General features: G+C 59.8%; 16 protein-coding genes. 11 read left to right on the top strand and 5 right to left on the bottom strand.

Annotated features, from left to right (window positions below):
• Window positions 1-121: 121 nt before the first annotated feature.
• The 9 genes from ACVWXF_RS10135 (at window position 122) to ACVWXF_RS10175 (ending at window position 10,222) form a co-directional block, all read left to right on the top strand.
• Window positions 122-688: a thylakoid membrane photosystem I accumulation factor gene (locus ACVWXF_RS10135; RefSeq protein WP_011432764.1), complete on the top strand. Its 567-nt coding sequence runs from the start codon at window positions 122-124 to the stop codon at window positions 686-688.
• Entirely contained in the window at window positions 685-969 is a 285-nt protein-coding gene (locus tag ACVWXF_RS10140; RefSeq protein ID WP_041436379.1) for a hypothetical protein, read from the top strand. The genes ACVWXF_RS10135 and ACVWXF_RS10140 overlap by 4 nt, the downstream gene beginning before the upstream one ends.
• 51 nt (window positions 970-1,020) lie before the next feature.
• The gene (locus tag ACVWXF_RS10145) at window positions 1,021-1,890 is read left to right on the top strand and encodes a prohibitin family protein (protein ID WP_148202707.1); all 870 of its coding nucleotides are present in this window, start codon (window positions 1,021-1,023) and stop codon (window positions 1,888-1,890) included.
• Between the two features lie 515 nt (window positions 1,891-2,405).
• Window positions 2,406-3,425 carry an HD domain-containing phosphohydrolase gene (locus ACVWXF_RS10150; RefSeq protein WP_457474318.1) on the top strand — a complete coding sequence of 340 codons (1,020 nt, stop codon included), beginning with the start codon at window positions 2,406-2,408 and terminating at the stop codon, window positions 3,423-3,425.
• A 44-nt stretch (window positions 3,426-3,469) separates the two neighbouring features.
• Window positions 3,470-3,760 (top strand): YlxR family protein, encoded by a 291-nt coding sequence (locus tag ACVWXF_RS10155; RefSeq protein WP_011432759.1) that lies wholly within the window; start codon window positions 3,470-3,472, stop codon window positions 3,758-3,760.
• A 396-nt stretch (window positions 3,761-4,156) separates the two neighbouring features.
• Complete coding sequence (infB, locus tag ACVWXF_RS10160; protein WP_457474319.1) at window positions 4,157-7,321, top strand: translation initiation factor IF-2; 3,165 nt, start codon at window positions 4,157-4,159, stop codon at window positions 7,319-7,321.
• Between the two features lie 126 nt (window positions 7,322-7,447).
• A complete protein-coding gene (locus ACVWXF_RS10165) occupies window positions 7,448-9,277 on the top strand; it encodes a proline--tRNA ligase (RefSeq protein WP_457474320.1) in 1,830 nt (609 codons plus the stop codon).
• A gap of 21 nt (window positions 9,278-9,298) precedes the next feature.
• Complete coding sequence (locus ACVWXF_RS10170) at window positions 9,299-9,916, top strand: hypothetical protein (protein ID WP_457384396.1); 618 nt, start codon at window positions 9,299-9,301, stop codon at window positions 9,914-9,916.
• 18 nt (window positions 9,917-9,934) lie between these two features.
• Window positions 9,935-10,222 carry a hypothetical protein gene (locus ACVWXF_RS10175; RefSeq protein ID WP_457384397.1) on the top strand — a complete coding sequence of 96 codons (288 nt, stop codon included), beginning with the start codon at window positions 9,935-9,937 and terminating at the stop codon, window positions 10,220-10,222.
• A gap of 81 nt (window positions 10,223-10,303) precedes the next feature.
• Here ACVWXF_RS10175 and ACVWXF_RS10180 read toward each other — a convergent pair whose 3' ends face one another.
• Together ACVWXF_RS10180 and ACVWXF_RS10185 are read right to left on the bottom strand one after the other, a co-directional pair.
• Entirely contained in the window at window positions 10,304-11,353 is a 1,050-nt protein-coding gene (locus ACVWXF_RS10180) for a hypothetical protein (RefSeq protein ID WP_238376920.1), read from the bottom strand.
• Window positions 11,354-11,698: 345 nt separating this feature from the next.
• Window positions 11,699-12,184: a hypothetical protein gene (locus ACVWXF_RS10185; protein ID WP_457474321.1), complete on the bottom strand. Its 486-nt coding sequence runs from the start codon at window positions 12,182-12,184 to the stop codon at window positions 11,699-11,701.
• A 178-nt stretch (window positions 12,185-12,362) separates the two neighbouring features.
• Here ACVWXF_RS10185 and ACVWXF_RS10190 point away from each other — a divergent pair, with 178 nt between their 5' ends.
• Window positions 12,363-12,497 carry a hypothetical protein gene (locus tag ACVWXF_RS10190; protein ID WP_414351941.1) on the top strand — a complete coding sequence of 45 codons (135 nt, stop codon included), beginning with the start codon at window positions 12,363-12,365 and terminating at the stop codon, window positions 12,495-12,497.
• Between the two features lie 407 nt (window positions 12,498-12,904).
• On the opposite strand, the gene tkt is transcribed toward ACVWXF_RS10190, so the two are convergent.
• On the bottom strand, window positions 12,905-14,905 hold the full coding sequence (gene tkt / locus ACVWXF_RS10195) for a transketolase (RefSeq protein ID WP_457474322.1): 2,001 nt from the start codon (window positions 14,903-14,905) through the stop codon (window positions 12,905-12,907).
• A 174-nt stretch (window positions 14,906-15,079) separates the two neighbouring features.
• On the opposite strand from tkt, the gene lipA reads away from it, so the two are divergent.
• Complete coding sequence (lipA, locus tag ACVWXF_RS10200) at window positions 15,080-15,973, top strand: lipoyl synthase (RefSeq protein WP_457474323.1); 894 nt, start codon at window positions 15,080-15,082, stop codon at window positions 15,971-15,973.
• A gap of 91 nt (window positions 15,974-16,064) precedes the next feature.
• Here lipA and ACVWXF_RS10205 read toward each other — a convergent pair whose 3' ends face one another.
• Both ACVWXF_RS10205 and ppsA read right to left on the bottom strand, forming a co-directional pair.
• A complete protein-coding gene (locus ACVWXF_RS10205; protein ID WP_457474324.1) occupies window positions 16,065-17,339 on the bottom strand; it encodes a dihydrolipoamide acetyltransferase family protein in 1,275 nt (424 codons plus the stop codon).
• An 81-nt stretch (window positions 17,340-17,420) separates the two neighbouring features.
• On the bottom strand, window positions 17,421-19,886 hold the full coding sequence (ppsA, locus tag ACVWXF_RS10210) for a phosphoenolpyruvate synthase (RefSeq protein WP_457474325.1): 2,466 nt from the start codon (window positions 19,884-19,886) through the stop codon (window positions 17,421-17,423).
• Window positions 19,887-19,958 lie beyond the last annotated feature (72 nt).

Raw genomic sequence — 19,958 nt, forward strand, 5'->3', positions numbered from 1 at the left:
CAGCCTAGAGGTTCGGGCCTGTTTTGTTCTCTGGTAGAGCAGAGCAGGCTCAGGGCTACTGAAAGCCCGCTCCGTACCGCTTTAGCGGTCGGAGTTGGGTAGTTTACAAGAGGATGAGATCATGCTGTTGCTTCGTATCTTCCTGGTGGCTCTGCTCATCGCTTTGACAGGTTGGTTTTCCCCTCCCGCCAGCGCCCTGCTCAACGACGACCGTTACGATGGCAACATCTTTGCCCTCTACGGGGCCAATGGCGGCATGATCCCCCCTCGCGTTTCCTTGAAGCAGGCGAAAGAGCAAGGGATCCCGGCCCTCCTCGTGTATTACATCGATGACAGTAGCGATTGCAAAAAATACGCCGCCACCATTGCCAACCTGCAGGTTCGCTACGGGCTGGGGGTCTATTTCATCCCCTATTCCGTCGATTCCCTCCTGCCCGGCGACGAGCGCGGCCAATACTACACCGGACAAGTGCCTCAAACCCTCCTCTTCGACCCAGAGGGAAATATCGTCTATCAATCCGTCGGCAACCGCCCCATCACCGAGGTGGAAAACGCTATTCGCGCCCTCTTCAAGTTGGATCCCGTTCCCCCAGGGCTGATCAAAGCCAAACCCTTCAACGAGATCCAAACCGGATTTGCCGGATCCCGTTCTCCCCAAGCCTACCCCCCCACAAAAGCCCAGCCGTGACGGCCAATCCCGATCCCTTTGATCCTCTCGAGGCTCTGCAGGAAAAACTCCAGAGTCTCCAGGCTCGTCTTGCCGACCTCAGAGAATTGGAGCGCATAGCCCAGCTTTCCCCTGAACAATGGGCCGAAATCCAAGCTGAAGCCAGCCAACTGGAGCAACGCCTGCAGGCTTATGTGCTAGAGGTGTTTAATCCTGTCCCCGCTACCTTTTGGCAGGTGGTACGCTTCGGCGGCCTTGGCCTGCTGCTGGGCATTGCCCTGCAGCGCTGGGTGCTGAGCTAGCCAGCACACCCCTTAAGATAAAAAAGCTCTTGGATCCCGGAGCCCTTGCCCATGCGCATGCGACGCCCTAGACCATTTAGTCTTGACCGCAAGACTTCGCGCTTTCTGCCTCTGCTGGGCCTGCTTTTGGCGCTGCTGACCCTCCTGCCCCGTTGTCTGCTGGTTGTCCAACCCGGCTACGAAGCCGTCATCTTCAACCGCCTCACGGGAGTGGAAATGACTCCCCGCCGCGAGGGGATCCATCTGCTGATTCCGGTGCTGCAGTTCCCCACCCTTTACGATGTGCGCACCCAAACCTACAACATGACCAGCCGAAGTGAAGAGCGCAGCGTCAAAGCCGACGATACCCTCACCGCTCTCACTGCCGATGGGCAACGGGTGGATCTGGATGTTTCGGTGCGCTATCGCCTGGATCCGGATCGGGTTCCCGAAATCCATCGCAATGTAGGCCCCGATTACCTGAACAAAATTATTCGCCCCGCCTCCCAAGCCGTGGTGCGCAATGTTATCGCCCGCTATTCGGCCATTGGCGTTTATTCTGAGCAACGAGCTGAAATCCAAGAACAAATTGCCGCTGAGCTCTCTCGCCTAATGCAGCCAGAAGGGCTGGTGCTGCAGAGCTTGCTCTTGCGCAATGTGGAATTTTCCAAAGAGTTTCAGTCGGCCATCGAAGCCAAACAAATTGCCGAGCAAGAGAAGCAAAGAGAAGTGTTTCGCGTAGAGCAGGCTCAACTCATCAAACAACGAATGATTGTCAAAGCCAGCGGTGAGGCCCAAGCCATCGCCCTCAAAGGGGAAGCGCTGCGCAGCAACCCGAACGTCATCCAGCTCGAGTATGTCCGCAACTTGCCCGACGACATCCAAGCCATCGTCAGCGAGCAAAACACCATCCTCAATCTGGGGGACTTTCTCAACAAGTAATCGATTCGAGAGTCCCAAGTTAGGATTGGATCCATCCAGTTCAGGTGCATCCACTCCAAGCCCGTTCTCAACAGACCATCAGCCCCAGCCCCTCTCCCAGAGAAGTGTTGCTGCTGTGCCCCTTAATTTCTTGATGGGCCGTAATTCTCGGCCTTTGCATTCATTTTGCATTCATAGAGAACCCAGCACTCTCCGGTACTCCGGGGGCCAAATACCGGGCCCGACACTCAACTGGCAAGCTGACGTAGGAGCCTGGGGAGTTGACTGGGGCATCCACTCTCCGGAGCATCTGTATCAGACTAAACAGAAGGAGGCTGCCAGGATATCTAGGCTTTGTACAATTGCTCACAAAGCCCTGGGTTGATGGGAGAAAACCCTTCCCTTTCCCGGAGCAGCTCAGTGTAAAGCCTGATGCTCTTTTTTCTCTGATGGGATTACCGTAGAGGTGTTGCTACTGGGATCCTGCAGTGACCAGCTTTTCCTGTGCCCAACTCGCCAAACTCGAGATGCCCAAGATGCCCGTGACAGTTGGGATCCCTGTCACACCTTCTGCGGATGAGGCGGATGAGACAGAGATCGGTCATCTTTTGATCGTCGATGATCAGCCCAACAGCCGCCTGCTGCTGGGGGATCTGCTGCAGAGCATTGGCTATCGGGTCAGCGAGGCCGAAAGCGGCAATCAAGCCCTGCAAATGTTGAAAACCTTCCAGCCGGATCTGATCTTGCTGGATGTCATGATGCCGGGGTTAGATGGGTTCGAGGTCTGTCGACGCATCAAAGCCAATGACGAGACGCGTTTGATCCCGGTGGTGCTGATTACAGCGGCCAGCGATCGCAAAAATCGCGTGCGCGGTATTGAAGCTGGGGCAGATGATTTCTTGAGCAAGCCCTTTGACGAGTCGGAATTGTTGGCGCGGGTGCGTTCCCTCGTTCGCCAAAAGCACCTCAATGAAGACTTGGATCATGCTGCCCAGGTTTTGTTCGCCATTGCCCGCAGTGTGGAAAGCCGGGATCCCACCACCGGGGATCACTGTGAGCGCCTGGCACAAATGGCCAAGAGCTTCGGCGAGTTTTTGCATCTGCCCCGTCCCCTGATCAAGGTGCTGATGTGGGGAGGTTACCTGCACGACATCGGCAAAGTGGGCATACCCGATGCCATTTTGGGTAAAACAGGCAAGCATACGCCGGAAGAGTGGGAGGTGATGAAATCCCATGTCTTGATCGGGGAGCAAATCTGCCGCCCACTACGCACCATGAAAGAGGTGTTGCCCCTCATCCGCCACCACCACGAGCGTTGGGATGGCAGCGGTTATCCCGACGGCCTCAAGGGGGAAGAGATCCCCCTGGTGGCCCGCATCTTTCAGATCATCGACATCTACGACGCCCTCACCTCAGAGCGACCTTACAAGCGAGCTTTCACTGCTCAAGAGGCTATAGACATTTTGCGGGAAGAAACAGCCAGAGGGTGGCGGGATCCCCAGTTGGTGGAGTATTTCTTTGAGTTTCTGCGATCGCAGGCGCTGGATTTGGAGTAGGCTAGATAGGGCTTGCTTGTAGTGTACCAGCAGGATAGAGTCTCTTGCCGGGTGCCGATCCGCTGCGTCGTTGTGTAGGGTGTCGCCAGTTGTTTCCTCGCTCACAACTGTGGCGGCTGGTCAGACAATTTGATTCCCACCAAGTGCTTTTGGGCGGGGGTATGGGGCGCTCTGCCTATGTCTGTCGGCGGCTGGAATGTCTGCAGGCAGCCCGGCGCAAGCAACAGATAAACCGAGCCCTCAAGGCACCTGTGCCTGACTCGTTGTTCCAACGGCTGCTGGATTCTCTTGAGCAAGATTCCCAGGGACATCTCCTCCAAAAGCCTGAGCCTTAGAGGTATTCCCAATGTAGGTAAGATATTCAAAGCGCCTCTTCAGGTTCGCTAAGTTGCGAACCACACGGCAGCCCCTCTCAACTGTCAGAATGGGAGTTGGCTGGAAAACTGAGGCCAAGTGGGATGAACTGCAGAGAGGTTATTCTGGAGGCGCTGTTGACATTTGCTCGTTCTTCCTCGGTTGCTTTACTGGATGTCCCCTGTGGATGTTGCCAGAGCAGCTTCAGACCTGGGTTCCCTTCAGGCCGGATCCCCGGAGGATTGCCGAGCTGTTCTCGATGCGCCGGAGGAAGCCCCCGAAAGCCCGAAAGGTTCGGCTCAACCCAATAACTTGGTTCCCATTGAGTTTGGATAGTAAAACTGACGAGAAGTAAAGGAGCAGAGGCTAGCAGACGAATGACCGATAAAGTTCGAATTTATGATATTGCCCGTGAGATGGGGCGTGACAGTCGGGATGTGCTGGAGGTTTGTGAGCAACTGGGGATCCCTTTCAAAACCCACAGCAGCACCATTTCTCCGGAGCAAGCTGAGTTGGTGCGCAGCAAGCTGGGCGCCCCCCACATTGTGAAACCTCCTCGACCCCGGCCCAAACCCCCATCTGAAAGCCTGCCGCCGGAGCCTCCTGCTGAAGCCAAAGTCGGTGAGCGCCCTCAGCAGAAAGTTCCCGGCACCGCCAGCGCGATCGTCGGCATTCGTCGGCCCGCGCCTGCTCAGCAGCCAGCTCCAGTTGGCGAAGCCAAGACTGCTGAAACTCTGCCGGCTGCCAAGCCCTCGCTGTCTCGACCTGAGCGAGTCTCCCCCGAAAAGGGATCGGCTGGTGGTGCTCAGCTCATAGGCCCACCGCGGCGGCAGGTTACCCCTCTTGTCCGCTCGTCTGAGGCCACCCAAGAGCCGGGGACGGCTTCTCAACCGGCACCCCCCCCCATTCGCCCTGAACCTGCCGCAGCCAAAGCCAGCAGCTCCGAGCCCAGTTCTGTGGCCAAGCGCCCAACTGTGCTCACCCCCCCTCGACGAGCTACCTCCGAGGCAGAACTGCCGGCAGAGCGGCCTGAACCGCCGCAAAAAGCTCCCGAGCTCAGTCGCCCCAGCCCTTCAGAAGCACCATCCCCCAGCCGCGCCCGTGCCCCTCAGCCTGCGGAAGAAAAAGCTCCTTCTCCTCCACCTGCGCAGCGACCGCGTCCACAACTGGTGAGCGCACCCGTTCGCCCTGGCACGCGCTCCCCGGCAACCAAAGAAGACAGTGTCAGCAGCGGCGAAGTCGGTGAAGCTCCTCGTCCGCAGCGGCGGATGGAATTGGTGGGGCCCCCTACCCGTCCTGTGGCCAAGCCAGCTCCCCCTGAGCCAGATGCCGCCTCTCCCTTGCCAGAGAGGATCCCTGGGGAACGTCCCAGCCCAGTGTTGGCGGAGGCTCCCGTAAGACCTACCCCACCCAAGGTCAAGCGCAAAACGGAAGAAGAAGAGGACGACGAGCTACAAGCTCTCAGTCGGCGGGCTGCCCGCGTCCAAGCCAAACGCAAACGCAGTCGGAGACGGGGGGAAGGAGATGGAGATGGTTTGGATTTGGATCCCATGACCATCATTTCAGCGGTCAAGCAGGCTGAGCTGAACGCCCTCAAGCCCTTGGCTCGCCCCACCGCCAAGCCTCCTTCCTATCGCCCACCCGCGGCAACGGCTGCTCCCCCTGCCCGCCCCCGCCCTGCTGCCCGTTTGCAGCAGCAACCTACCTCCGCTGAGGCTGGTGCTGCCGATCGCGCTAGCGGGACAGAGCCCTTGCCCGAAGAGAAGGTGTTGCTCTTGGATGGCAGCCTCACCGTTCAGGAATTGGCCCATCGCCTGCGCGTGGCCGAAACTGAGATCATCAAAACCCTCTTTTTCAAAGGGGTGATGGTGACCATCAACCAGGTCTTGGATGAGTCGCTGGCCGAGTCGGTGGCCAAAGAGTTGGGCTATGAGATTCGCCGACCCGAGGCAGAACCCGAGGCCAAAAAAACCGAAATGCTGGATGTGGAGGACATCGACCATCTGGTCTCGCGTCCGCCGGTGGTGACCATCATGGGCCATGTGGATCACGGCAAAACCACCCTCCTCGATGCCATCCGCGACACCAAAGTGGCCCAGGGAGAGGCTGGCGGGATCACCCAGCGCATCGGTGCCTACCATGTGGATGTGAACTTTGAAGGCCAGAAGCGGCGCATCGTTTTCCTGGATACTCCTGGCCACCAGGCTTTTACCGCCATGCGCGCCCGGGGAGCCCGCGTCACCGACATTGCGGTTTTGGTGGTGGCCGCCGACGATGGGGTACAACCGCAAACTCTGGAAGCGATCAGCCATGCGCGGGCGGCTCAGGTGCCGATCATCGTGGCCATCAACAAGATCGACAAGCCCGGCAGCCAGCCAGAGCGCATCAAGCAGCAGTTGGCGGAGCACGGCCTATTGCCAGAGGAGTGGGGTGGCGACACGCCCATGGTGGAGGTGAGCGCTCTCACCCGCCGTAACCTGGATGCTCTGCTGGAGATGATCCTGTTGGTGGCCGATGTGGCGGAGCTGCAGGCCAACCCCAATCGTCCCGCTCGCGGCACGGTGATCGAGGCCCACTTGGACAAAGCCCGCGGGCCGGTGGCTACCCTCTTGGTGCAAAATGGCACTCTGCGGGTGGGGGATACCCTGGTGGCCGGGGCCGTTCTGGGTCGGGTCAAGGCGATGATGGACGATCGCGGCCAGCGGTTGCAAGAAGCCGGGCCCTCTTCGGCAGTACAACTGCTGGGCTTGGATGAAGTCCCGGCAGCCGGCGATGAGTTCCAGGTTTACACCGACGAAAAAGAGGCCCGTCGCATTGCCCAAGAGCGGGCGGAGGTGCTGCGGCAAACCCGTCTACAACAGGCGCTGCTGTCTCGTCGCGTGAGCTTGGGTAGCGTTTCCGCCAAAGCCCAAGAAGGTCAGCTCAAGGAGTTGAACTTGATCATCAAGACGGATGTCCAGGGATCCGCCGAAGCCATCCAGACAGCGTTGCGGGACTTGCCCCAAGAGGAAGTCCAGTTGCGGGTTCTGCTGGCGGCCCCTGGCGAGATCACGGAAACCGACGTGGATTTGGCTGCGGCCAGCGACGCCATCATCCTCGGCTTCAACACTACCCTGGCCCCCGGCGCCCGCCAGGCTGCCGATGACAAGGGCGTGGATGTGCGGGAGTACGACATCATCTACAACCTGCTGGACGATCTGCGGGCGGCCATGGAGGGCCTGCTGGAGCCGGAAGAAGTAGAGGAGCCGCTGGGTCAGGCGGAGGTGCGCATGGTGATCCCCATCGGGCGCGGTGCGGTTGCCGGCAGCTATGTGCTCTCGGGCAAGGTGCAGCGCAATGCTCTGGTGCGAGTTCGCCGCAGAGGGGAGGTAGTTTACGAGGGACGTCTCGACTCTCTGAAGCGCTTCAAGGACGATGTGCGGGAAGTGGCTGCGGGCTTCGAGTGTGGGATCGGCATCGACAAGTTCCAATCCTGGCAGGAAGGCGACATCATCGAGGTGTACCAGATGGTCACCAAGCGGCGGACGCTGGCCTCTGTCTAGCTTCATCAAGGCACTTCAGGTTGGCCTGCCGGTCAGGCCTGTGTTCTCGGGCAGAGGATCCCAGACAGGGAGGGAAAATTTGAGCTGATCGCGTAAGCGGGACGGAGTCCTCAGAGGGGGGAATGGATGCAACAGAGCCAGAGACTGAGCCAGATGCTGTTTGTAACGCTGCGGGAGGATCCCGTTGAGGCCGAGCTGCCCAGCCACAAATTGCTGCTGCGGGGCTGCTTTATCCGGCGGCTCTCCCCAGGGATCTACACCTATCTGCCGCTCCTCTGGCGGGTGCTGCAAAAGATCTCGGAGATTGTCCGGGAGGAGATGAACGCCATCGGCGCTCAGGAGTGTCTTTTGCCCCAGCTGCAGCCGGCAGAGATCTGGCGGGAGTCGGGCCGCTGGGAGGTGTACACCCAGGCGGAAGGGATCATGTTTGCCCTTAAGGATCGCCAGGGACGTGAGCAGGCCCTAGGCCCCACCCATGAGGAGGTGATCACCTTGCTGGCCCGGGATCTCATCCGCTCCTATCGCCAGTTGCCGCAGACGCTCTACCAGATCCAGACCAAGTTCCGGGATGAGATTCGACCCCGCTTTGGCCTGATGCGAGGGCGGGAGTTCATCATGAAAGACGCCTACTCCTTCCATGCCAACGAGGAAAGCCTGCGCCAGACCTACCAGGATATGTACCGAGCCTATAGCCGCATCCTCAGGCGCTGTGGGCTGGAGTTTCGCGTGGTGGATGCTGATGCCGGGGCGATCGGGGGGCCATCGGCGGCCTCGCAGGAGTTTATGGTGCTGGCCTCTGCCGGAGAAGATGAGATTCTCTACACGCCCGATGGCTCCTATGCTGCCAATGTGGAAAAGGCTGTCTCCATCCCGCCGCAGGCTGCAGATTCTCCCTACGGATCTTTTCAGGTGTTGGATACACCGGGGACGGAGACCATTGACAAGCTCGCCGATTTCCTGAAGATTTCCCCCACCCTTATCGTCAAAAACGTCCTCTACCAAGCCCTTTACGACAACGGCCTGCGGGTGGCAGTGCTGCTCAGCATCCGCGGGGATCAAGAAGTCAACGAGGTCAAACTGGCCAACCACCTCAGCCGCTTGGCAGAGCGCTACCAAGCCAACAAGCTGCTCAAGCTCACCTTGGCGGATGCCGAGATCCAAAACAGTTGGCAGGGGGATCCCATCCCGGTGGGCTACATCGCTCCTGATTTGCCGGATAGCTGTCTGGGCCGGCAGAAAAACCTTGCCCCCCAGATCCTGCGCTTGGCCGACCAGACGGCAGCTCTGCTGCAGAACTTCGTAACCGGCAGCAACCACGTGGGGCAGCACGTGGTGGGGGCCAACTGGGGCGAGCAATATCCCCTGCCGGAAGTGGTGGATGTGCGCAAAGCGCAAGCGGGGGATCGGTGTTTGCTCAACCCCGACCAGATCCTGGAAACGGCCCGTGGCATCGAGATCGGCCATATCTTTCAGCTAGGCCTCAAGTTCTCGCTGCCGATGCGGGCCACTTTTACCGACGAGCAGGGATCCGAGCAGCCCCTGTGGATGGGCTGTTATGGCATTGGGGTATCCCGCTTGGCCCAGGCGGCGGTGGAACAGTCCCACGATGCCAATGGCATCATCTGGCCGGTGGCCATTGCCCCCTATCACGTAGTGGTGGTGGTGCCCAACATCTCCGACGCCGAGCAGATGAGCGTGGCGGAAAAACTGGTGCAGGATCTCGCTGCTGCCGGCATCGAGACCCTCTGGGATGACCGGGACGAGCGGGCCGGCGTCAAGTTCAAGGATGCAGATCTCATCGGGATCCCCTATCGCCTCACCACAGGGCGCAGCCTCAAACAGGGCAAGGTGGAACTCACCGAGCGGGCCAGCGGCCAAGCCACGGAAATTCCCATTGAAGAAGTGGTGACTACCCTGAAAGAGCGGATTGAAGCAGCCCTAGCTGTGCCGGACTGAGCGTGGCTTCTCCTGAACCCGATGCTGAACATCTCCATTCTTAAAGAAGACGAATCCTATACTTTTCGCTCTTATTTTGAGATGCCCTACGAGCCAGATGAAATCTTGGCTCAGTTCGGCTATCAACTGGAAATTGGGGAGTGGACATGGCCTGTTGCCCCTGCGCCGCCGCAAACCCCAGTTTTGAAAGATCGGATCCGACAATTGTTACCTTTGGTTAGCCTCACCAGCGAAACAGCGCGGCGGGAATTGCTGGTGGCTCCTGTGCTGACCGAAGTGGCTCTCCATTGTCGAGTTCCTTTGCGGCTGGAGTATCCCCTGATGGTCAACAATTGGTTGAAGGGCAGCCTCGATTATCTGTTGCGAGGGAAGAACATCCTGCTGGTGGTTGAAGCCAAAAAGGACGATCTAACGCGAGCCTTTGTGCAAATGGCTGTAGAAATGATTGCCCTGGCGCAGGTGGAGCAGCAGGCTCAGATCTACGGTGCAGTGACGATGGGGTCTATCTGGCAGTTCGGACAAATTCTTGCCGATCAGCAGGTGATCAAACAAGACTTAACGCTGTATCGGGTACCTGAGGAGCTAGAAACCATTGCCGGCATTCTCACTGCCATGGTCAGCAACCCCAGCCCATCGTGAATTTAGTGACCATAAGTCATGAATCAAAAAACAGTCTGGTTTGCCCTGAAGTTGATGCTGGCTGCCGCCGGAATCAGCATAGCCATCAAATATGGTGGCCCTTACTTGGCCTTGCCGGAGCAAATACCGGTGGTGATCGGGATGATCGTTTTGCCCACCTTGATCATGGCCGGGATCCTGTGGCGCTGGCAACTACAGTCTCCTCTATCCAAAACTCCCCTGCCAGCCGACAAGGGATCCCTGGGAATTGAAGATGATAGAGCCTTCACCCCCAGCCCTTCTCCCAGGGGAGAGAGGGAAGTCTGAACTGCTGGACATGGAAGGCTGCCCAGATCCCTTGATGGGTGGGGGGAAGGCTATCGGGATGGATTGGGATCCCTTGAACCCCTACTGCTGGGTAAGGCGCAGGGTTACCGTTGGGCTGGTTTGGTTGCCGGAAGTGGCCGTGAGATTCACCTGATACACCGTGCCAGAGGCCGGAATGGGAGGCCGAACGGTGATGGTGAAACGGCCCTGGGCATCTGCCTGCACGGTTTGGTTGGTCACGGTCTGTTGGGCGCTGATGATGCCCCCCAGAGAGGTCGAAGCCGTTACATTCACCCGCACCGAAGCATTGGGAGCTGTAGTGCCCTGCAGCGTAAACGAAGAACCGGAAACCCGATCCCCATCCTGCAGGTTGGTGATTTGAGGCAAGAGGGGGCTGGGGGCGCTGACTGTAGCGGAAACCTCTTGGGTGGTCAGCCGCTGGATGCCCCCGGTGGCCCCTTCGATCAGGCGGGCCGGTTGTTCGGCGGTCATGAAGCGCACTTGGCCACCATTTTCCAGGCGGGCGACGACGATCCCTTCCCGGGTGGTATCTTTCGCCTCGATTAGGGCGTTCACTACATAGGTGCCGCTGGAAACTTCCTGAGCCGGCAAGGTTTGCACTTGCCGTCCATCCTGGATGAGGTAAACCGTTACCCGGCTGGAAGGGGTACCTTTGACGGTGACCAACAGGATTTCTCCCGCTGCCAAGGGGCGACTGCCGGCATTGTGATCCACCAGGTCGATGGAAGCGCGGACAGGGCTACCCACGGTGAAGCTCCAGGTCACGCGGCGGGTCACCCCCTGGGTATTGGTGAACTCCAGCAGAACTTCCCGGCGCCCCGGCGGCAGAGGTTGGGCAGGGCGATAGGTGAAGAAATCGCGGGTAATCACCGACTGGGAAGTGACGTCTTGGCCATCCAGGAAAACCCTCACCGTTTCCGGACGCACGCTGACTCCATCTTGGCTGCGAAAAGAAGCCGAGATTGGCGAGGTGGGCTCAACATTGGTGGCCGCTTGAGCTGGGCTGGGATCCGTAATTTGCTGAGCCCTTGCAGGCAAGCTCGACAACCCCACAACCGCAGCACCGATCACCAAGGCCCGGGGAAACCAGGAATACAAGTTATCGCTCATGAGACCATCCAAGAAAAAGATAGAGTACAGACAGACTACACAGGCAACAAGCCCAGAGAAAGGCTAAACAGAGTCCGGCAGAACATCGGCCTCGATATCCTGTTCGAATCCTGTCACAGGGGATGGCCCCTGTCGATACGCCTAAACCTCTGATTGGCTCTCCAATAGACTCAATCCCAGCGTCAAAACCGGGCAAAGTCAACTGCCATCTACCGTGTGGGATCCCATGTCCATCCTGGCAAAGGCCAGAAGATGACTGTAGGTGAGGATGTAAGGGATCCCTTTGATCAACTAACTTGTGTCGTGACCGCCGATCGCCGATCGATTTATGTCAGTTTATTGATATCAATTCACAAAAATAGCCCCTGTCTCTTGCAGATCGAGGCAATGATCGCCGGAGACATCGTTGACCAGCCGCACCTCTACGGTGATCACATTCAAGGGATCCACGCTCACCTGGTAGCCCACAGGAGCCAACATCGGCGTGTTGATGGCCATGCAGTTGGGGATCAGCAGGTTGCTCAGGCGCAACGTTTCGCCTGCAGGCAGTTCCGAGACTTTCTGGCGGGGATCGGTAAAGCCGTATTCCAAAGGCAGACCGGTGCGATTGCGGATCACCAGCTCGGCAGGTAGGTTGGGGTTAAAGCGGGCTACCGGGCGATCGAAGACCGATTGATCGACACCCACAGGCAGGCGCGGCAACGGCACTGTCTGAAAGGTAGGCTGAGCGGCAACCCAGAGGGATCCCTGCAACAACCCTCCGCCAACCCAGCCGCCCAGCAGAGTCGCCAACGTCAAAACCATTCTTTCGCTCCGTTCTGCATAGCTCATGGCTTTCGCCTCAGGATGTGCTTCCAGACTGGTGGGAGTTGGATCCCTTGCCTGCTTGTATTGTTCCCAAAAACGGCTGGCCGGGCCAGATGGCTGCTGTTTTTTCCAGGGTATGCCCCAACCAGCTAAGATCCCGTGGGGGGGAAGTTAAGTTAGAGTTGGCAATGCAAAGGGAGGCATGGCCATGCCAGCAGAACCGAAAAAGTCGGAGAAAAACTTCTCGTGGAAGGGCAGTGCCGACGCGGGCCGGGCGCTGACGATTTTGGCTGCCGTGGGAGCCGCGGTGATTTTACTGGCGGGGTTCCTACAGTAGGCAAACAGTAGGCAAAGCTGTTTGTGTCTGCAGCCGGCACAAGCACCTCAGCACGGCGGCGGAAGCCAAAGTTTCTTCTTCAAGGCGATTTCAAGGCGATGGTGGCAGCCTGCTCGACTTCCAACTTGCCTTCAAGGATCATCCCCGCCATGGTTGAAGATGTCCTCAAGGCAAAGGTGTTGTCTGCGGGGCAGGAAGCCGCCCTCGACTGCGTTCTCCGCCATGGCTGCCCTACAGAAAGAAGCAGATCCGGATGCTTTGGAAGTCCTGCTGATTGGTTGATGCGAGGTTCGCTACGCCTGTCCGGGTCACGCCGCTGGGCAGCAGGCTCAACAGGGAAAAAAGCCCAGCAGAGAAGGGATCCCTGCTGAGCCCCTTGAAAGCGCCGAGGAAGGGGTAAAGTGCCCTCAGCCCAGCAGCCGGCGGGCAGTGTTGACCACGTTTTCCACCGTGAAGCCGAACTTCTCCATGCACACCGGGCCGGGGGCAGAGGCGCCAAAGCGGTCGATGCCAATGGCCACCCCCTCAAACCCCAGGTACTTGTGCCAGCCGAAGGTGGAACCTGCCTCGACGGAGACGCGCTTGGTGACGTTGGGGGGCAGAACGGAATCGCGGTAGCTCTGGGGCTGGGCCTCAAACAGCTCCATACAGGGCATAGAGACCACCCGCACGGCCCGGCCTTCCTGCTTCAGTTGGGCTGCAGCTTTCACCGCCAGCTCCAGTTCAGAGCCGGTGGCGATCAAGATCAGCTCTGGATTGGGGGCATCCACCACCACATAGGCCCCTTTGGCTACGCCTTCAATGGAGGTGCCTTCCACCGGGTTGACGGCTTGCCGGGTAAACACCAGCACAGAAGGGGTGGTCTTGGCTTCTAGGGCCACCTGGTAGGATCCCACCGTTTCGCGGGCATCCGCTGGGCGCAGCACATAGAGGTTGGGGATAGCCCGTAGGGAAGCCAGTGTCTCAATGGGCTGGTGGGTGGGGCCATCTTCCCCCAAGGCGACGGAGTCGTGGGTCATGACGTGCAGCACCCGCACTTGCGAGAGGGCCGATAGGCGGATGGCAGGCCGCATGTAGTCTGTGAAGATCAAAAAGGTGGCGTCGTAAGGGATGAGGCCTCCATGAAGCGCCATGCCGTTGGCGATGGCTCCCATGCCGTGTTCCCGCACCCCAAAGCGGAAGTTGCGCCCCTCGTAAGATCCGGCCTGAAACTCTGGGATCCCTTTTAAATAGGTCATGTTGGAGTGGGCGAGATCTGCGGATCCCCCCAGCAGTTCCGGCACCGCTTTGGCCAAGGCATTCAGACAAAACTTGGAGAGGTTGCGGGTGGATTCTCTGCCGGTTTCGGCAATGGGGGCCAGCGCTTCTTTCCAGCCCACCGGCAGCTCCCCGGCCATGATGCGCTTGAACTCGGCGGCCTCTTCGGGGTAAGCCTTCTCGTAGGCGGCGAAGCGCTCGTTCCACTCGGCCTCGGCCTTGGCCCCTTTTTCGATGGCCTGGCGGAAGTGGGCCAGCACCTCGTCGGGAATGTAAAACTCCGGCTCCAGAGGCCAACCCAGGTTTTGTTTGGTGAGCTTCACCTCTTCCGGCCCCAGGGGTGCCCCATGGACGCTCTCGCTGCCGGCCTTGTTGGGGGATCCGTAGCCGATGGTGGTCTCGACAATGATCAAAGAAGGCTTGTTGGTGACTTCCTTGGCTTTTTGGATGGCCTCGGCGATCCCCTTCAGGTCGTGGTTGCCGTCGTCTACCTTTTGCACGTGCCAGCCGTAGGCTTCATAGCGTTTGCCCACATCTTCCGTAAAGGCGATTTCCGTTCTGCCGTCGATGGAGATGTGGTTGCTGTCGTAGAGCATGATCAGCTTGCCCAGTTGCAGGTGGCCGGCCAAAGAAGCTGCTTCGGAAGCCACCCCCTCCATGTTGCAGCCATCCCCCAAGATCACGTAGGTGTAGTGATCCACAATGGTGTGGCCGGGCTTGTTGAAGCGGGCGGCCAGATGGGCCTCGGCAATGGCCAGCCCAACCGCGTTACCCACCCCTTGCCCCAGCGGGCCGGTGGTCACCTCCACCCCCGGAGTTTCAAAGTTTTCCGGGTGGCCGGGGGTTTTGGATCCCCACTGGCGAAACTGCTTAATGTCCTCCAGGCTTACATCGAAGCCGGTCAGGTGCAGCAGCGCGTACTGCAGCATGCAGCCATGCCCCGCCGAGAGCACAAAGCGATCCCGATCCACCCACTTGGGGTTGCGGGGGTTGAACTTCATGAACTGCTGCCACAACACATAGGCCATGGGTGCTGCTCCCATCGGCAGGCCAGGGTGGCCGGAGTTGGCCTTCTGAACAGCATCCACCGCCAAAAAGCGAATCGTGTTGATGGCAAGTTGTTCCAGAGAGGGAGGAGCAGCGACAACCATGTGGGATCCCTATCGCTCGACATTTGCTTTCCAGTATGCCGCGTTTTGGGTCGTGCTTCCGAGGCGCTAGGGATCAATTGGGCCGGGAAATTGGCTTTGTCCAAATTCAAGGGGGCCAAATGGCAGGCTAAGCTGAGTGATACCGTCGCTGCTGTTTTGTGTTGGAGCACTTCTTTGACCGTTGTTTCTTCTTCTCCTGGCGGCAAACCCTCTTGGCTGCGGGCCAAGGCCCCTCAACGGGTGGGATCCGTCAAACAACTGCTGCGGGACTTGGGCCTAAACACGGTTTGCGAAGAGGCTTCCTGTCCCAACCTGGGGGAGTGTTTTGCCAACGGCACCGCCACTTTTTTGATCATGGGCCCGGCCTGTACCCGCGCCTGCCCCTACTGCGATATCGACTTCACCAAACGCCCTCTGCCCCTGGATGCCACTGAACCCCTGCGGGTGGCAGAAGCAGTGGAACGCTTGGGATTGCGCCATGCGGTGATTACGTCGGTGAATCGGGACGACCTGCCCGATGGGGGAGCCAGCCAGTTTGTGGCCTGCATTGCCGAAATCCGCCGCCGCATGCCCCAGACCACCATCGAGGTCTTGATCCCAGACCTATGTGGTAACTGGCAGGCGCTGCAGCAGATCTTGGCCGCCCGACCGACGGTGCTCAACCACAATACCGAAACGGTGCCCCGCCTCTATCGCCGTGTACGCCCGCAAGGGAACTACGAGCGCTCCCTCAAACTGTTGGAGTTGGCACGGCAATGGGATCCCGGCCTGTACACCAAGTCGGGGGTGATGTTGGGTCTGGGAGAGACAGCCGAGGAGATCTTGCAGGTGATGCGGGATCTGCGCCGGGTGGGTTGTGACATCCTCACGCTCGGCCAATACCTGGCGCCCAGCCCCAAGCACTTGCCGGTGGAGCGCTATGTCACCCCAGAGGAGTTCGACCATTGGCGACGGGTGGGAGAGGAACTGGGCTTTTTGCAGGTGGTGTCTTCGCCCCTAACCCGCAGCTCCTACCATGCCGAGGCTGTGCAAGAGTTGATGCAGCGCTTTCCCAGGAGGAGCTCCTGAGCTCTGGGGCCTCGCCGGCTGCCCGACCTTGTGGGTTGCGCGAGAGAAGAACCCTACTCTGAGATTGGCTCAAGGCCGGGTTTCAGGGCGGCTACAACGTCAGGGATCCCACCTTGTGCTCTATGAGCTGCGCCAGATCTTGCAGGAAGGCCGCTGCATGGGCGCCGTAGATGACGCGGTGATCACAGGTAAGGTTCACTTGCATCTGGGAGCGGATGGCAATCGCTTTTTCCGGCGTCGCCACCACCGTGGGGCGAGAAGCGCCGATGGCCAAAATGGATCCCTGGTTGGGGGGCAAAATGGCATCGAAGCGATCCACCCCAAACATGCCCAGGTTGGAGAGGGTGAAGGTGCCGCTGTTGTACTCCTCTGGCTGCAGTTGCTTACGCCGCGCCCGCTCCACCAGATCCTTCCAGCGGCGGGAGATCTCATACAGATCCAGCCGGTTGGCTTGCTTTAGGACAGGGGTGATCAGCCCGCCATCCTCCATGGCCACCGCCACCGCGATGTTGATATCGGCTTTGTAGTGGATCCCGCCTTCTGTGTAGCTGGCATTCAAAAGGGGATGCTTCTCCAGGGTCAGGGCCACCGCTTTGACCAAAAGGGCCGTCAGGGTCACCCCCTTAGGCTTTACCTGTTGGTACAGCTGATCCAAGTTGTCGGTGGTGATGGTGTAGCCCACGTGGAACACTGGCACGCCCAGGCTGGCGTTCATATTGCGCACCACCGCCGCTTGTAAAGTGCTGAGGGGAACCGTTTCTCCCAAGGGGACAGCCACAGGAGTTGGAGGCGCGGGGGCTGGGGCAGAGGGGGCAGCCACTGCAGGAGCGGAAAGGGCTGCTGCCCGCTCCACGTCTTCGGCTATGATGCGACCGTTGGGGCCGGAGCCGCGCACGGTGCGCAGATCGATCCCCAGGCTTTCCGCCAATTTTTTCGCCCGCGGGGAAGCCACGATCCGCTGGGATCCGGCGCCATCCGATCCATTTGGCAGTGTAGAGGTGGGGGTTGCCGCAGGGGCAGGACTTGTCGGCTGAGCTGCAGAGGCGCGGTCTGCGCTAGGTGGAGCCGCAGGGGTAACGCCAGCAGCGAGGGCTTTGGCTTTTTCCTGAGCTTGGGCCACTTCCGCTTCGCTTTCGGCAATCAGGGCAATGGGCGCGCCCACCGGGGCTGATTCCCCTGCCGGCACCAGGATACTGGCCAGGATGCCGCTGTGGAAGGACTCCACATCCATGTCCGCTTTGTCCGACTCCACCACCAGGATGTTTTCTCCTTTCTCCACGCGGTCGCCGGGGTTTTTCAGCCAGGTGACGATCTTGCCCGTTTCCATGGTGGAGCTGAGGGCCGGCATGGAGAGTTCGTGGATCATCGATGGGGATGGGAACACAGCAGAAGAGATTGTAACTCAGGAGACGGGATCCCCGCGCACGTCCCTGGGCCGGCTTTGGGCTCACCGGGCGCCAGCCGCTTCTGCTTCGGCCACCACCAGCAGGGTTTTCAACAGGGAATCGGGGTTGAGGCTGATGGAATCGATCCCCGCCTGCACCAGGAAGCGGGCGAAGTCGGGGTAGTCGCTGGGGGCCTGCCCGCAGATGCCGATCTTGCGGCCATGGCTTTTCACCGTCTGGATTACCTGGGCGATCATCCGCCTGACGGCCTCGTGGCGCTCGTCAAAAAGGTGGGCCACCAGGGCTGAGTCGCGGTCTAACCCCAGGGTGAGCTGGGTGAGGTCGTTGGAGCCGATGGAGAAGCCGTCGAAGATCTGGCAAAACGCGTCGGCCAGGATGACGTTGCTGGGCAATTCACACATCACGTACACCTGCAGGCCGTTTTCTCCCCGCACCAGGCCGTGGCGGGCCATCTCTTCCAGCACCTTGTGCCCTTCTTCCGGTGTGCGGCAGAAGGGGATCATCAAGACCACGTTGGTCAGGCCCATCTCGTCGCGTACCCGCTTCATAGCCCGACACTCTAGGGCAAAGCCGTCGCGGTAGCGGGGATCCGTGTAGCGGGAGGCCCCCCGCCAGCCGATCATCGGGTTTTCCTCGTGGGGCTCGTATCGGGATCCCCCCAACAGGTGGGCATACTCGTTGCTCTTGAAATCCGACAGCCGCACGATCACCGGCTTGGGGTAAAAGGCGGCAGCAATGGTGGCCACCCCCTGGGCCAGCTTATCCACAAAGTATTCAGGCTTATCGGGATACTGGGCGGTGAGCTCTGCCAGGCGCGGCTCCTCTTTCACCGCCTGCTCGTAGTTGAGCAAAGCCAGCGGGTGGACCTGAATGTGGTTGGCAATGATGAACTCCAGCCGCGCCAGCCCCACGCCATCGCAAGGGATCCCGCTGAGGCCGAAGGCTTTTTCTGGGTTGCCCACATTCATCATCAGCTGGGTGCGGGGACGGGGCAGCTCCTCCAGCGGGATCTCCGTCACCTCATAGGGCAACAGGCCCGGGTAGACCCGCCCTTCTTCCCCTTCAGCGCAGGAGACGGTGATGGGCTCGCCGGAACGGAGCACCTGCGTGGCGTTGCCGCAGCCAACAATGGCCGGGATCCCCAGCTCGCGGGCGATGATGGCCGCATGGCAAGTTCTGCCCCCCTGGTTGGTGACGATGGCGCTGGCCTTTTTCATGATTGGCTCCCAGTCGGGATCCGTTTTTTCGGTCACCAGCACCTCGCCGGCCTGAAACTGATCCGAGCGGCGCACATCCAAAATGACGCGGGCTGTGCCCTGGCCAATGGCCTCGCCTACGGCCCGTCCCCGCACCAGAGGCTCGGGCTGCGCCCCAGGCTGGGTGAAGCGATAGGTGGTCAGCTGGTTGGCCCCTTTTTGCGACTGCACCGTTTCGGGGCGGGCCTGGACGATAAACAGCTCGCCGGTGATCCCATCTTTGGCCCACTCGATGTCCATGGGGGTGAAGCGGCCCCGCAGCGCCGAGTAGTGCTCTTCGATCAGGCAGGCCCAGCGAGCCAGCTCCAGGACTTCCTCGTCCTTGAGGGCATATTGCCGGCGCAGGCTTTCGGGGACGGCCACGTTTTTGGTGGAACGGGATCCCCCCTCGTCGTAGACCAGCTTCAGGGCCTTGCTGCCCAGCTTGCGGGAGAGGATGGGGCGCAGTCCCTGCTTGAGGGTGGGTTTGAAGACCACGTACTCATCGGGGTTGACGATCCCTTGCACCACGTTTTCCCCCAGGCCGTAGGCGGCGGTGATCAGCACCGCATCTTTAAAGCCGGTTTCTGGGTCGATGGAGAACATCACCCCCGAGCAAGCCAGATCCGAGCGCACCATCTTCTGCACCCCCACCGAGAGGGCTACTTGAAAATGGTCAAAGCCCTTGGTCTGGCGGTAGGAGATGGCCCGGTCGGTAAACAAGCTGGCAAAACAGTGGTGACAGGCATTGAGCACTGCCCGCACTCCACGCACGTTCAGGTAGGTCTCCTGCTGGCCGGCAAAGCTGGCATCCGGCAAGTCTTCTGCCGTGGCGCTGGAGCGCACTGCCACATCGGTGTCGGGGCCGTAGCGCTCGCACAGCTTCTGGTAGGCTTCCGTGATGGCCTGCTCTAGCTGAGGGGGAAAGGGAGTCTGCAGAATTAAGGTGCGGGCAGCCTTGCCGCGATGGCGCAGGTTGTTCACGTCTTCAATGTCGAGATCCCGAAAGATCTCGCGCAGCTTTTCCTCCAAACCCGCAGAGGCGATGAACTGGCGATACGCATGGGCGGTGGTGGCAAATCCTGTCGGCACCTGGATCCCCTTTGAGGTGAGCTGCTGCAGCATTTCTCCCAAGGAGGCGTTTTTCCCGCCCACCTGGGCAACGTCCCGCAGCCCCACCTCCGTCAGGGGCAAGACCAAAGGCGGCTCTGAGCCAAGCTGGGGTTGAGAGGGTTGCTGAAGCTGGGATCCCCTGGTTGCTCCATCCGACATGCCTTACCTCCTTCTTAGATCCATTGAGCGATCCATTGAGCCAACGCCAATTGCTGGGGTGTGCTGTGTTGT

The sequence above is a fragment of the Thermostichus sp. MS-CIW-40 genome, from assembly GCF_054058315.1.